The sequence below is a fragment of the Pseudoxanthomonas suwonensis genome, assembly GCF_010093235.1.
Classification (GTDB): domain Bacteria; phylum Pseudomonadota; class Gammaproteobacteria; order Xanthomonadales; family Xanthomonadaceae; genus Pseudoxanthomonas; species Pseudoxanthomonas suwonensis.
In genome coordinates, this window is the sequence record NZ_PDWP01000013.1 from 12,478 (window position 1) to 26,884 (window position 14,407).

The following is a 14,407-nucleotide window of genomic DNA, read 5'->3' on the forward strand; positions in this document are numbered from 1 at the left end:
GAGGCCGCTTCCGCGGCCTTCCTGCCAACCGGCTCCCGAACCGGGAGCCGGCATCCGGCCCGGACGTGCGCCTACTCGTCGCGGTCCCGGAACGGCTTGCGCGGGAAGCGCTCCTCGCGCGTCGCCGCGTGCCAGGCGAACGAGGCGATGATCGCCGCGGCCTGCTTGAGGTCGTCCGGCACCACGTGGTCGTAGGTGTCCAGGTGGGTGTGGTGGACGTGGGCGAAGTAGTCCGCCGGGTCCTGCACGAACTGGAAACCGGGCAGGCCCACCCGGTCGAACGGGATGTGGTCGGTGCTGCCGGTGTTGCGCGTGCTGACGATCTCCGCGTCCAGGTCGTTGAACGGCTCCAGCCAGGCCTTGAAGATCGGCACCGCGGCATGGTTTTCCTGCGCGTAGATCCCGCGGATGCGCCCGGTGCCGTTGTCGAAGTTGAAATAGGCCGCGAAACGCTCGTAGTCGCGCCGGCGCTGCAGCGGTCCGGTGCCGCGCTGGTACGCGCGCGGCAACGCCTTCTGCTCCGGATCGGTCGGTTCGGGCCAGTCCGCCAAGTGCCTGGCGACGTAGCCCGAGGAGCCGTGCAGGCCCTGTTCCTCGCCGCCCCACAGCGCCAGCCGGATGGTGCGCTTCGGCCGGGCGCCGACCGCCTTGAGGATGCGCATGGCCTCCATCATCACCACCACGCCGGCGCCGTTGTCGCTGGCGCCGGTGCCGGTGTGCCAGGAATCGAGGTGGGCGCCGATGAGCACCACCTCGCCGGCCTTCCCGGAGCCCGGCAGGTCGGCGAACACGTTGGTCGCCGGCAGGTCCTCCTCGCTGGTGAAACCCGCGTCGACGTCGATGCGCAGGCGCACGTCCTGCCCGCGGTCGACGGCCCGTACCAGCTGGTTGTAGTGCTCGGCCGCCACCACCAGCGCGGTCACGCCGACCGGCTCGCCCGCCTTGCGCGAGCCGCCACCGGTGACGCGGAGGATGCCGTTGTCGCGGGAGCTGACCGACAGCGTCGCCAGCGCCCCTTCCTGCTCGAGGAAGGCATTGAGCTCGCGCTCGAAGGCCTGGCGCTTGCGGTATGCCTCCACCCGCTTGTCGTGGGCATCGGGCTCGGCGTCCTCCGGCACCGGGAACGTCCGCAGCTCGCCCAGGTCCTCGTCCGAATGACGGCGGAAGCCGGGCTTGTCGGAAGGCTTGTACGGGCGCACGTCGTCGAGCAGCACGATCTTCCCGCGCAGCTTGCCCTTCTGCTTCTCCAGGTCCTCGCGGTCCTTGAGCGTGGCCTTTACCACCTCGCCCTCGACGGGGCCGCCGGTGCCGGGGGTCCATGCCTTCGGCGCGGCATGGACGGGCATGGCGCGGGGCGAGAGCAGCTCGACGCGCGAGGCGCGGTATTCCCAGCCGCGGCCGAACGCCGGGTCGTACACCTCCTCGTGCACGTTCGCCAGGCCGTAGCCCTGCAACCGGGTCCGCGCCCAGGCGGTCGAACGCGCGTAGGCGGGGGAGTTGGTCAGGCGCGGACCAATCGTTTCGGTCAACTCCTTGAGGCTCGCCGCCACCTGCGACCGCGCGAACGCCTCCTGGCGGATCCTCGCGACCATGTCCAGGTCCACCTGCTCCGCGGCGCCTGCAACCGCCGTCCCCGAAACCCATGCCAACCCCGCCAGCACCACCCCACGCCAGACACCTGCCACTTCGTCTTTCCCCTTGCCAGGAACGAACCACCCCGCGACGACCTCGGCGGTCGCCACGGGACTCATGAGAAAGGCCGCCCCTGCCCACCGCATCCGCGGCCGAGCCTGCGACGGCCTGTCCCTATCCTAAGCGCAGGCGCGCCCTGGCCGCGCGCGCCTGCGCCGCGTGGGTGCCACGCGGACCCTGCGGCGCTGGTCGTCAGCCAGCCGTTTCCGCCTGGCGCGGGTGGCTGGAGCGGTGGCGGAAGCGCCGCGCCAACCACTCCCCCAGGTCGTCGATCACGGTGTATGCGGCGGGGATCACGACCAGGCTCAGCAGGGTCGAGGTGATCAGGCCGCCGATCACCGCGATGGCCATCGGCGCGCGGAAGCTGGAATCGCCCGACAGGCCCAGCGCGATCGGCATCATGCCCGCGCCCATCGCCAGGGTGGTCATGATGATCGGCCGGGCGCGCTTGCGGCAGGCGTCGACCAGCGCGTCGTGCTGGCTCATGCCCTGCTCGTCCTCGGCGATCACCGCGTAGTCCACCAGCAGGATCGAGTTCTTGGTGGCGATGCCGATCAGCATCAGCAGCCCGATGAGCGCCGGCAGCGACAGCATGTTCTGGGTCAGCAGCAGCGCACCGAACGCGCCGCCGGCGCACAGCGGCACCGCCACGAGGATGGTCAGCGGCATCAGCGCATGGTTGAACAGCAGCAGCAGGACCATGTAGATGCAGACGATGCCGGCGACCATCGCCAGCAGGAAGCCGACGAACAGCTCGACGAACACCTCCGCGTCTCCGGCGTTGAGGAACTCCACGCCCGGCGGCAGGTTGCGCACGCTTGGCAGCGACTGCACCTCTTCCATCACCTCGCCCAGCGGCCGCCCGCTCAGTTCCGCGGTCAGGGTGACGTTGCGCTGGCGCTGGTAGCGCGAGACCGGGGTCGGGCCGCTGCCCATGCCGATCTCGGCCCCCGCGGCCAGCGGCACCGGGCCATTGCGCCCGTTCACCCGCAGCTGTCCGAGCAGCGAAGGATTGTCCAGCGCCGACTCGGCGAAGCCCACCCGGATCGGGATCTGGCGGTCCGGCAGGTTGAGCTTGGCCATGCGCTGGACGTAGTCGCCCGAGGTGGCGATGCGGGCGGCCTCGGCGATGTCGGCGGTGGACACGCCCAGGTCGGCGGCGCGCGCCGGGGCGGGCGCGATCCGGATCTCCGGGCGCAGCAGCGAGGCCGAGGAGGTGATGCTGCCCAGGCCGGGGATGCCGCGCAGCTCGCGCTCCAGCGCCAGCGCGGTTTCGTTGAGCTGGCGCGGATCGTCGCCCGCCAGCACCAGCTGCATCACGTTGCCCGGTTCGGAGCTGATGTAGCTCACGCGCACGCCCGGCAGGACCGACAGGCGCCGGCGCACCTCGCGCTCCAGCGCGGTCTGGTCGCGCCCGCGCTCCTCCGCCTTGCCCCAGTCCAGCACCAGGGTGGCCTTGCGCGCCTCGCCCACCGGCGGCGCCGAAGGGTCGCCCAGGTCCAGGACGCTGCCCACCGTGGTGTAGACCTGCTTGAGCTCGGGCATGTCGGCCAGCATGTGGCGGGCACGCTCCGCCACCGCCACGGTCTGCTCCAGCCGCGTGCCCGGCGGCAGTTCCAGGCTCAGGTTGCTGCGCCCGAGGTCCGAGACCGGGATGAAGGTCGCGGGGATCAGCGGCACCAGGGCCAGCGAGGCGACGAACAGGCCGGTGGCGATCCACAGCGTGCGTGCGCGGTGGCGCAGGGCTGCGTCCACCCAGCCCAGGTACCAGCGCATCAACCGCGAATCCCGCTCCTCCCTGCCGTGCGGCTTGAGCAGGTAGGCGGCCATCATCGGCGTGAGCAGGCGCGCCACCAGCAGCGAGAACAGCACCGCGGTCGCCGCGGTCCAGCCGAATTCGCGGAAGAACTTGCCGGCGACGCCGGGCATGAACGCCACCGGCACGAACACCGCCGCCAGGGTCAGGGAGGTGGCGATCACCGCGTTGCCGATCTCCCCGGCGGCCTCGCGGGCGGCCTCGAGCGGGGTCTTGCCCATGCGCAGGTGGCGGACGATGTTCTCGATCTCCACGATCGCATCGTCCACCAGGATACCGACCACCACCGCCAGCGCCAGCAGGGTGATCATGTTGAGGCTGAAGCCCAGCCAGTGCATCACCGCGAAGGTCGGCACGATCGACAGCGGCAGCGCCACCGCCGAGACCCAGGTCGCGCGCCAGTCGCGCAGGAACAGCCACACCACCACCAGCGCCAGCAGCGCGCCTTCCCACAGCATCGTCATCGACGAGTCGTATGAACGGTGGGTCTCGTCGATGGCGGTGGTGACCAGGCGGAAGTCGATGCCGGGATGGTTGGCCTTGAGCTGCTCCAGCGCCGCCTGCACCCCGGCCTCCACCTCGACCTCGCTGGAGCCACGGGTCCGGGACATGGAGAAGGCGACCACCGGCTTGCCGTCCAGCAGGGCGGCCTCGGCCGGATCGGCGGCGGCGTCGCTGACCCGCGCCAGCGCCGACAGCCGCACCGCGCGCCCGTCGGGCAGGCTGATGCTGTAGTCCTCCAGCTCGCGCGCATCGGCCACCGTGCCGATGGTGCGGATCACCTGCTCGCCGCCGGCCTGCAGGGCGCGGCCGCCCGCGCGCTCGACCTGGATCTTCGCCAGCTGCGAGGACACATCGCCGGCGGTGACGCCGAAGGCCTGCAGCGCATCGGGATCCAGGTCCACGCGCACCTGGCGCTCCACGCCACCCACGCGCGTGACCTCGGCCACGCCGGGCACGCCGTACATGGCGCGGGTGACCTCGCGGTCGACGAACCAGCTGGCCTCGTCCTGGCTCATCCGCGGCGCGACCAGCGCATAGGTCATCAGCGCGCCGCCGATGTCCACCTTGGAGACCACCGGTTCCTGGATGTCCTGGGGCAGGTCGGTGCGGACGCGGGTGACCGCGTCACGGACGTCGTCCAGCGCGGTGGCCAGGTCCACCTCGAGCTGGAACTCGACCATGGTGGTGCTCACGCCCTCGTTGACCGAGGACATGATCCGCTTGACGTTGGGGATCGTGGCCACCGAGTCCTCGATCCTGCGGGTGACCTCGGCCTCCAGCTGGGTCGGGGAGGCCCCGGGCAGCACCACGGTGACCGTGGTCATCGGAAAGGCGATGTCGGGAAAGCGCGCCACCGGCAGCCTGTGGAAGCCCCACAGGCCGGCCACGCACAGCACGAAGAACACCATCACCGCCGGCAGCGGCCGGCGGATGGCCCAGGCGGAGATGTTCATGGCGCGCCGGCCTCCGTGTCCGTGTCCGCGACCACGCGCACGCGGTCGCCCTCGCCAAGGAAACCGGCGCCCTTCACCACCACCTGGCGGCCAGGTTCGAGTCCTTCGACGATCTCGATCCGCCCCGCCTCGGCCAGGCCGGTGCGCACGCGCCGCCGCTGCACCACCTGGCCATCGTCGAGCACAAACACGTAGGCGTGGCCGTCGCGCTGGACCACCGCCTCGCTGGGCAGCATGAGCGCCTGGCCTGAGCCGGTGACGATGCGCCCTTCCAGGTAGACGCCGGCCTTCAACGGACCGGGCTCGGGCAGGTCGACGTAAAGCGTGCCAGTGCGTGACTCCGCGTCCACGCCGGGACTGACCGCGCGCACGCGGCCGCTGATGGTGCTGCCCTGGTAGGCCAGCTCCACCGGGTTGCCGACCTCGACCAGGGCCAGCTGCCGTTCGGGCAGTTCCGCGCGCCATTCGAGCCGGCCGTCGCGGATCAGGCGCAGCAGCTCGGTGCCGGCGGCGACCACCTGGCCCGGCTGCACCATCCGCCTGGAGACGACGCCGTCGGCCGGCGCACGCAGCTCGGCGAAGTCGCGTTGCAGCTGCGCCGCGTCGCGCCGCGCACGGGCGGTGGCCAGCTGCGCCTCGGCCTGGATGCGCAGCGCGCGCAACTCGTCGAGCTGGCTGGCACTGATGAGCTGTCGCGCGGCGAGGGTCTCGGCACGACTGTAGTTGGCGCGCGCCAGGGCGAGCGCGGCCTCGGCCTCCTGCATCGACGCACGCGCCTGGGCCAGTTCGCTGTCCAGGGTGCGGTGGTCCAGGGTCAACAGCACCTGGCCGGCACGCACCTGCTGCCCCACGTCCACGTTGAGCGCGGTGACGCGCAGTCCGTTGAGCTCGACGCCCAGCTGCATCTCCTCGTAGGCGGCCACCGGACCGGAGACGCGCAGGCTGCGCGCGACCTGCTGCAGGCGCGGCGCCTCCGCCGTCACCGCAGGCGGTTGCGCGGCCTCCTCCGTTGCCTCGCCGCCGCCGCCGGCCAGCACTGCCAGCAGCGCCATCGCCAGCACGGGCTGGCGCCGGATCCTCGCTTTCATGGGAACTCCAGTCACGATCGCAGACCGCGCCCTGGACACGGGCACGGCTCGGGTTGCGGTGGGAACGACTTCAGGAGCGGGAGGCGCGCGGCGCCAGGTCGGGCGGACGCCATTGCACGATGGCAGGCATCACCGCTTCCTCCCCCGGCCGGCCGCCACGCGCCGCTCGACACCGTCCAGCAGCAGCTCCAGGCCTTCCCTGAAACGCGCGTCGAAGTCTGGCTCCAGCAACGCATCGCGCGCATCGCGCAGGCAGGGACAGCCGTCCTCGACCGCATCGGTGAACGCCTGCTTCAGCAGCGCGACCTGGTCCGGATCGGTAGGCAGGGCCTGCTCCTCGATCACGAAGCCAAGCACGTAGTGCATGACGTGCAGGCCGGCGGTGGCCGCGAACTCCGGCTCCGCGCCGGCGTCGCGGAAGGCCTGGACCAGGGCCTCGGTCGTGCGCAGCACGTTCCTGCTCACGGCGAAGGTGCCGGCGTACACGCGTGCGCCGTCGCGCCGCGACTTGAAGGCCTGGCGCAGCTCGGCGCCGATCCGGTGCACGGTTTCGCGCCAGGGGGCACCGGTGGGAATGTCCCGGGCCACGCCTTCCAGCAGTGCCTCGGACATCGCGTCCAGCAGGTCGCGCTTGTCGCGGAAGTGCCAGTACAGCGATGGCGCGCGCACCCCGACCGCGCAGGCCAGCTTGCGCAGGGTCATGCCGTCCAGGCCTTCCTCGTCCAGGAGGCGGAAGGCGGTTTCGATGATCTTGTCGCGCTGCAGGGCCATGGCAGGCTCGCCTAACACCGTTAGGCCAAGAAGCTAACAGTGTTAGGCAGGGGCATGCAAGCCCCCTGATCGCCGCCGGTTTTCCGGCCTCAGGAACGACGGACGCCCCGCATTGCGGGGCGTCGCGTCGGGACGGACTGCCGGGTTACCAGCTGAACTGGGTGCGCACCGCGTACTGGCCGGTCTCGTCGCCGGTGAGCTCGTTGTCGCCGCGGGTGTAGTTGAACATGAAACGCAGGTTCGGGTTGACGTAGTAGTTCAGGCCAACGATGGCGCTGCCCGCCTTCCGGTCCGCGACATCCTTGTTCCCGATCGTGTCGTAGCGCGCGGTCAGCTCCCACAGGCCACGATCGACCCTGGGCGAGCCGAACACGCCGGTGGCGGACTTGTAGACCTTGTGCCCGCCGTTGAGCAGCCAGCTGCCCTGCAGGTACCACGTCTCGACGTCCTGGTCGCCGCCCAGCGCCTGGCCGAAGCTGGCGCGTACGTACTCGCCCTGGAAGAACAGCGGACCGAACGCGCCGGCGGCCTCGACGCCATATGCGGTGACGCTGTCGCCACTTGCGCCCGGGGTAGTGGCGATACCCAGCGACGGACCGCGGCGGCCGGCGTAGTTCGCGGTGGCGCCGAGGTCGGCCGAACCGCGATTGGCATTCTCCTGGCTGGCCCAGCCACCGAAGTGCAGGGTGCTGTCGGCGGTGTTGATCGGCGCGAAGGTCACGCGTCCGGCGGCGCCCATGCCTTCGTTGCGGGCGCCCGACGCGCCGCGCAGGTTGAACACGGTGAAGCCGGCGGTGTAGTTGTCGCCGGCACGCTGGTAGCCCACGCCCTGCTGGAACTGGCGCCCGCTGAAGAGGCCGGTGGCCGAGGCGAACGGCCGCTCCATCATGAGGATCTCGTTGGAGCTGGTCAGCTCTTCCATCGAGCGGTACGGCTTGAAGTGGCCGATGGTCAGCTTGCCGCCGCCCAGGCTGGTGGCGATCCAGGCATCGCGCAGGCCGTCGAGGTTGCTGCCGGCGGCGAAGTCCTGCTCCAGCTTGTAGTCCCAGCCCAGGGCCTTGCCGGACAGGGTCAGGCGTGCGCGGCGGAACTCGCTGGTGCCGGTGGTCGCGGCCAGGTCGCGGTCGAAGGCGTAGGCATCGAAGTGGATGCGGCCGCCCAGCGAGGCTTCGAACTTCCGGTCGGCCGAGGTGAGCTTGATGCCACCCTTGGTCTCGACCTTCGGAGTGGTCGTCGCCATCGCGTCGAGGCTCTGCTGGGTACCGACGTTGATGTCCGACTGTGCGTCGGTGCGCGTCTCCAGCTCTGCCACCTTGGCCTGGAGCGCGGCCAGCTGCGCCTTCAGCTCGGCAAGCCCGGCCGGATCGGCGGCCTCCGCGGCGAAGGAAACGGTCGTACCAAGGGCCGCGGCCAGCGCGACGGCGATGTGCGAATGACGCATGCGAGCTCTCTCTCTGTGATGGGAAATCGGGTGTCCTGCACCGCGGCATGCGACACCCGTCAAGCGAGCGCAGCTTGTGGACCGGACCTGACAGGCGTGCGACATCCGGATGACAGCCAGATGACGCGCGCCGCCGCATGCCCGGCCGCACGTCGTGGCGCCAGCGGGCGCGCTGTCATCGCCGCGTCACTGCGTTGACGCCGAGCTGTCACGTCCCGGCGATGCAATGCGCCGCGACGGATGCGCCGCGACGGCGCCCGCCCCTTCCACCCCGCTATGGAGTCGTCCCTGGTGAAACCCTCGTTCAAGACCTGCGTGGCCGCCGTGCTGCTCGCCGCCTCGACCCTTTCGCCCGCGTTCGCCAACGACGTCACCGGCGCCGGTGCGTCCTTCATCTACCCGGTCATGACCCGCTGGTCGGCCGACTACAAGGCGGCAACCGGCAAGCAGGTCAACTACCAGTCGATCGGTTCCGGTGGCGGCATCGCCCAGATCAAGGCCGGCACGGTGGACTTCGGCTCCTCCGATGCGCCGCTCAAGCCGGAGGAACTGGCCAGGCACGGCCTGGCCCAGTTCCCCTCGGTGATCGGCGGCGTGGTGCCGATCGTCAACGTCCAGGGCATCGCGCCCGGCGCGCTGAAGCTCGATGGCCCGACCCTGGCCGCGATCTTCCTGGGCAAGCTCACGCGATGGAACGATCCGGCGATCGCCGCGCTCAACCCCGGCCTGTCGCTGCCGGATGCACGCATCACCGTGGTCCACCGTTCCGATGGCTCGGGCACCACCTTCAATTTCGTCAACTACCTGTCCAAGGTGAGCCCGGAGTGGAAGCAGAAGGTCGGCGAAGGCACTTCGGTGCAGTGGCCGGCCGGCATCGGCGGCAAGGGCAACGAGGGCGTGGCTGCCTACGTGAAGCAGGTCAAGGGCGGCATCGGCTATGTCGAGCTGTCCTACGCGCTGCAGAACCGCCTCTCGCACGTCTCGCTGAAGAACGCGGCCGGGCGTTTCGTCCAGCCCTCGGAGGAAAGCTTTGCCGCCGCCGCGGCGAGCGCCGACTGGGCCGCGACGAAGGACTTCCACCTGGTGATGACCAACGCGCCGGGTGAAGCCTCGTGGCCCATCACCGCGACGAACTTCATCCTCATGTACAAGCAGCCGAAGAACCCCGCTGGCGCGCGCAATGCCAGGGAATTCTTCCGATGGGTGTACGCCAACGGCGACGCCCAGGCGCGCGAGCTCGACTACGTGCCGCTGCCGGATGCGCTGGTGCGCCAGATCGAGGCCTACTGGGCGCAGCACATGAAGTACTGAGCAGGCGGGCGCCGGCCTCTCTCCCCGACGCCACCTCCGGAACGCGGCCCCTGGCCGCGTTCCGTCTTGCCCGGGGCGGCCGGTGGGCGGCTGTCATACGGATGTCACGAAAACATCATTCCATGTCTGCGTCCGCCGGACACGCCGGCCCAATCGCAGCCCGATCCATGATGCCTCCCCTGGTCCGATTCCTCGCCCTGCCCCTGTCAGCCGCGCTGGCGCTGGCCGCCTGCAGCCCCGGTGGCAATGCACCATCCACCACGCAGGACGCCGCTGGCAAGGCCACGCAAAAAGCCGCCGAAAGCGTCACCGCGCAGGTCTCCGGCGCGGGCGCCTCCTTCGTCTACCCGCTGGTCTCGCGCTGGTCGGCTGACTACAACGCCGCCACCGGGCACAAGGTCAACTACCAGTCCATCGGCTCCGGGGGCGGCATCGCCCAGGTCAAGGCCGGCACGGTGGACTTCGGCTCCTCCGACAAGCCCCTGCCGCCGGAGGAGCTGGCCGAGGCCGGGCTCGCCCAGTTCCCGTCCGCGGTCGGCGGCGTGGTACCTGTGTTCAACCTCGAGGGCGTCGAGCCCGGACAGCTGCGCCTGACCGGCAAGGTACTCGCCGACATCTTCATGGGCACGATCACCCGCTGGGACGATCCGGCCCTGGCCTCACTCAATCCCGGGCTGGAGCTGCCGGCGCGGAAGATCACCGTGGTCCACCGCTCCGACGGCTCGGGCACCACCTTCAATTTCTCCAGCTACCTGGCCAAGGCGAGCCCGGAGTGGAAGCGCACCATCGGCGAGGGCACCTCGCTGCAGTGGCCGGGCGGCGTGGGTGGCAAGGGCAACGAGGGCGTGGCCGCTTACGTGAAGCAGATCCCCGGCGGCATCGGCTACGTGGAACTGGCCTACGCGCTGCAGGGCGGCCTGCCCTACGCCTCGCTGCAGAACGCGGCCGGGCAGTGGGTACTCCCCGGCGCGGAGAGCTTCGCCGCCGCCGCGGCCAGCGCCGACTGGGCCAGTACCCGCGACTTCAGCCTGGTCATCACCGACGCGCCAGGCGAAGCCGCGTGGCCGATCGCCGCCACCAACTTCATCCTCGTCCCACGCCAGGCGAGGGACCCGGCCCGCACCCGGGCCGCCCTCGACTTCTTCCGTTGGGCCTTCACCCACGGCCGCGCGCAGGCCGACGCGCTGCACTACGTGCCGCTGCCGCCTGAACTGGTCGGGCAGATCGAGGCGTACTGGGCCAGCGAGCTCGACTGATCCGGGCTCCGGGAGCCAGTGAACCGATGAACGCCATCCCCCTCGATCCGGCCGACCTGCGCGAGCGCGGCGATGCCCGCGCCGACCGCCTGTTCCGCTGGGCACTGACCGCCTGTGTCGTGTTCGTGCTGGCCGCCCTTGCCGGCGCCGCCCTTTCGATGCTGTGGGGAGGACGCCACGCGCTGGAGAGCCAGGGACTGGGTTTCTTCCTGTCGTCGGAATGGAATCCGGTGGAGAACCGCTTCGGCGCGCTCGCACCGATCTACGGCACCCTGGTGACGGCGCTGATCGCCATGGTGGTGGCGGTGCCGGTGAGCTTCGGCATCGCCTTCTTCCTCACCGAAGTCGCGCCGCGTTGGCTGCGCGGTCCGGTCGGCACGGCGATCGAGCTGCTCGCGGGCATCCCTTCGATCATCTACGGCATGTGGGGCCTGTTCGTGCTGGTGCCGGTGATGACCGAACACGTCACGCCCTGGCTGAACGACCACCTCGGGACGGCACCGGTCATCGGCCCGCTGTTCCAGGGCCCACCGCTGGGCATCGGCCTGCTTACCGCCGGCCTCGTGCTGGCGATCATGGTGATCCCGTTCATCTCCTCGGTGATGCGCGAAGTGTTCCTGACCGTGCCGACCCGGTTGAAGGAATCAGCCTACGCGCTGGGCTCCACCCGCTGGGAAGTGAGCTGGGACATCGTCCTGCCGTACACCCGTTCGGCGGTGATCGGCGGCATCTTCCTCGGGCTGGGCCGCGCCCTGGGCGAAACCATGGCCGTGGCCTTCGTGGTCGGCAACGCGGTGCGGCTGTCGCCTTCGCTGCTGGAGCCCGGCACGACCATCGCCGCGCTGATCGCCAACGACTTCGGCGAGGCCACCGAGACCTACCGCTCGGCCCTGCTGCTCCTGGGCTTCGTGCTGTTCATCGTCACCTTCGTGGTGCTGGCCATTGCCCGCCTGATGCTGCACCGCCTGGCCCGCAGGGAGGGCAACTGATGTCCACCGTGGCCACGCCGGCCGGCGCGCTCTACCTGCGGCGCCGCATCACGAATGCGATCGCGCTGGTGCTGTCCTGCGCCACCGCGCTGTTCGGCCTGTTCTTCCTTGGCTGGATCCTGTGGACCCTGCTGGCCAGGGGCCTGGCCGGCATCGACTGGAACCTGTTCACCCGCATGACCCCGCCGCCGATGCAGGAAGGCGGCCTGGCCAACGCCTTCTTCGGCAGCGCGGTGATGTGCCTGATGGCCATCGCCATCGGCACCCCGCTGGGCGTGGCCGCCGGCACGTGGCTGGCCGAGTACGGCCGCGCGCGGCGCGCCGGCACCATCGTGCGCTTCGTCAACGACATCCTGCTGTCGGCGCCGTCCATCGTCCTGGGCCTGTTCGTGTACACGCTGTACGTGATGCCTGCCGGCGGCAACTTTTCCGCCCTTGCCGGCGCCATCGCACTGGCCTTCATCGTGCTGCCGGTGGTGGTGCGCACCACCGACGAGATGCTGCGCCTGGTGCCGGTGCAGATGCGGGAGGCGGCGCTGTCGCTGGGCATCCCGCAGTGGAAGGTGACGGTGCAGGTGCTCTACCGCAGCGCCAGCGCCGGCATCGTCACCGGCGTGCTGCTGGCCCTGGCCCGCATCTCCGGCGAGACCGCGCCGCTGCTGTTCACCGCCTTTGGCAACCAGTACTGGAGCACCAACGTGTTGCAGCCGATGGCCTCGGTGCCGGTGGTGATGAACCAGTTCGCCGCCAGTCCCTACGAATCCTGGCAGGTGCTGGCCTGGGCCGGCGCCCTGGTACTCACCGTCTTCGTGCTGCTGGTGAGCCTGGCCGCACGCGCCCTCCTGTTGCGCAACCGGATATCCCATGACTGACCCTGCCCTGGACCTGCCCATGAACCTGTCGCGGACCGCCACCGCCCGCCCGCTGCCCCTGGCCCCCGTCACCCGGACCGTGGCGGACGCCCCGGTGAAGCTGGCCGCGCGTGGCCTGGACTTCCATTACGACCGTTTCCACGCGCTGAAGGGCATCAACCTGGACATCCCCGAGAAGCAGGTCACCGCGCTGATCGGCCCCTCCGGGTGCGGCAAGTCGACCCTGTTGCGTGTCTTCAACCGCATCTATGCCCTTTACCCGAAGCTGGTGGCCAGCGGCGAGGTACTGCTGGACGGCGAGAACATCCTTTCGCCGAAATACCCGATGAACCGGCTGCGCTCGCGGGTGGGGATGGTGTTCCAGAAGCCGGTGCCGTTCCCGATGACCATCTTCGAGAACGTGGCCTATGGCATCCGCCACCACGAGAAGCTGTCGAAGGCGGAACTCGCCGCGCGCGTGGAGCAGGCGCTCCGCCAGGCCGCGCTGTGGGACGAGGTCAAGGACAAGCTGGGCCAGTCGGCGCTGGGCCTGTCCGGCGGCCAGCAGCAGCGCCTCTGCATCGCCCGCGCCGTGGCACTGCGCCCGGACGTGCTGCTGCTGGACGAGCCGACCTCCGCACTGGATCCGATCTCCACCAGTCGCATCGAGCAGCTGGTCGAGGAGCTCAAGCGCGACTACACCATCGTGATCGTCACCCACAACATGCAGCAGGCCGCGCGCGTCTCCGACTACACCGCCTTCATGTACCTGGGCGACCTCGTCGAACACGACCGCACCGGGATCATCTTCTCCAGCCCCTCGAAGCGGCAGACCGAGGAGTACATCACCGGGCGGTTCGGCTAGCGCCGGACCGCCCGGTGGTGATTGGGGATTCGTGATTGGTGATTCGCAAAAGCAGAAGCGCGGGGAATCTTCGCTCTCCCGAATCACCAATCACCAATCACGAATCACGCACCGGAGGTGCAGAGTGCACATTGTCAGAAGCTACGACGAGGAACAGCGGCAACTGGTCGAGCAGATCGTGGACATGGGCCACGCCGCGGTGGCGCAGCTGGAGGCGGCGCTGGACGTGGTCGACCGGCGCGATGAGGGCGCCGCCCGCCAGGTGGTCGGGAACGATGACGCCATCGACGATGCCGAACGCCGCATCAGCCACGAGGTGATGCTTCTGGCCCTGCGCGGGCCACTGGCGCGCGACCTGCGCGAGATCCTGGTCGGGGTCCGGATCCCGGCGGACATCGAGCGCATCGGCGACTACGCCGCCAACGTGGCCAAGCGATCGATCGCGCTCAACGCCGTCCCGCCGCTGCCGCACGTCGCCGGCCTGCGCGCCCTGGGAATGCTCGCGGCCGGCCAGGTGCGGCAGGCGCTGCGCGCCTACCGCGAGGGCGACGGCCAGCTGGCCCTGGAGGTGCGCGACAACGATGCGCGCCTGGACCAGCAGTACACCGCGCTGTTCCGCGAGCTGCTGACCTACATGATGGAGGACCCGCGCAACATCACCCCGTGCACCCACCTGCTGTTCATGGCCAAGAACCTGGAGCGGATCGGCGACCACGCCACCAACATCGCCGAGAACGTCTGGTTCCTGCTGCATGGCGAGCAACCGCCGGAACCGCGCGACAAGCGCGACGGCACCAGCGCCGCCGGCGTGCGCTGAGCGGCGACGCCGGGTGGCGGCCGCCGGGAGTAGACTGCCCCCTCCCCCCGGCG

The 14,407-nt window shown here is 70.2% G+C and carries 11 protein-coding genes; 6 read left to right on the plus strand and 5 right to left on the minus strand.

The window, feature by feature from the left end; all coding sequences use genetic code 11:
• Window positions 1-71: 71 nt before the first annotated feature.
• The 5 genes from CSC68_RS07765 to CSC68_RS07785 form a co-directional block, all read right to left on the minus strand.
• Window positions 72-1,592, minus strand: coding sequence for a M28 family metallopeptidase (locus CSC68_RS07765; RefSeq protein WP_246193484.1), 1,521 nt, complete (start codon window positions 1,590-1,592; stop codon window positions 72-74).
• Window positions 1,593-1,884: 292 nt separating this feature from the next.
• The gene (locus tag CSC68_RS07770; RefSeq protein WP_162202998.1) at window positions 1,885-4,965 is read right to left on the minus strand and encodes an efflux RND transporter permease subunit; all 3,081 of its coding nucleotides are present in this window, start codon (window positions 4,963-4,965) and stop codon (window positions 1,885-1,887) included.
• Entirely contained in the window at window positions 4,962-6,053 is a 1,092-nt protein-coding gene (locus CSC68_RS07775; protein WP_162202999.1) for an efflux RND transporter periplasmic adaptor subunit, read from the minus strand. Before CSC68_RS07775 ends, CSC68_RS07770 begins: the two co-directional genes overlap by 4 nt.
• 129 nt (window positions 6,054-6,182) lie before the next feature.
• Complete coding sequence (locus tag CSC68_RS07780) at window positions 6,183-6,824, minus strand: TetR/AcrR family transcriptional regulator C-terminal domain-containing protein (RefSeq protein ID WP_162203000.1); 642 nt, start codon at window positions 6,822-6,824, stop codon at window positions 6,183-6,185.
• A 145-nt stretch (window positions 6,825-6,969) separates the two neighbouring features.
• Window positions 6,970-8,265 carry an OprO/OprP family phosphate-selective porin gene (locus CSC68_RS07785; protein WP_162203001.1) on the minus strand — a complete coding sequence of 432 codons (1,296 nt, stop codon included), beginning with the start codon at window positions 8,263-8,265 and terminating at the stop codon, window positions 6,970-6,972.
• 276 nt (window positions 8,266-8,541) lie between these two features.
• On the opposite strand from CSC68_RS07785, the gene pstS (CSC68_RS07790) reads away from it, so the two are divergent.
• From pstS (CSC68_RS07790) to phoU, 6 genes are all read left to right on the plus strand, one after another.
• Entirely contained in the window at window positions 8,542-9,576 is a 1,035-nt protein-coding gene (pstS, locus tag CSC68_RS07790; RefSeq protein ID WP_425501225.1) for a phosphate ABC transporter substrate-binding protein PstS, read from the plus strand.
• Window positions 9,577-9,743: 167 nt separating this feature from the next.
• On the plus strand, window positions 9,744-10,832 hold the full coding sequence (gene pstS / locus CSC68_RS07795) for a phosphate ABC transporter substrate-binding protein PstS (RefSeq protein ID WP_162203003.1): 1,089 nt from the start codon (window positions 9,744-9,746) through the stop codon (window positions 10,830-10,832).
• A gap of 26 nt (window positions 10,833-10,858) precedes the next feature.
• Entirely contained in the window at window positions 10,859-11,821 is a 963-nt protein-coding gene (pstC, locus tag CSC68_RS07800) for a phosphate ABC transporter permease subunit PstC (RefSeq protein ID WP_162203004.1), read from the plus strand.
• Window positions 11,821-12,693 carry a phosphate ABC transporter permease PstA gene (gene pstA, locus CSC68_RS07805; RefSeq protein WP_162203005.1) on the plus strand — a complete coding sequence of 291 codons (873 nt, stop codon included), beginning with the start codon at window positions 11,821-11,823 and terminating at the stop codon, window positions 12,691-12,693. The genes pstC and pstA overlap by 1 nt, the downstream gene beginning before the upstream one ends.
• Before the next feature lie 19 nt (window positions 12,694-12,712).
• Entirely contained in the window at window positions 12,713-13,537 is an 825-nt protein-coding gene (gene pstB / locus CSC68_RS07810; protein ID WP_162203067.1) for a phosphate ABC transporter ATP-binding protein PstB, read from the plus strand.
• Window positions 13,538-13,661: 124 nt separating this feature from the next.
• A complete protein-coding gene (gene phoU / locus CSC68_RS07815) occupies window positions 13,662-14,354 on the plus strand; it encodes a phosphate signaling complex protein PhoU (protein ID WP_162203006.1) in 693 nt (230 codons plus the stop codon).
• Window positions 14,355-14,407: the final 53 nt, after the last annotated feature.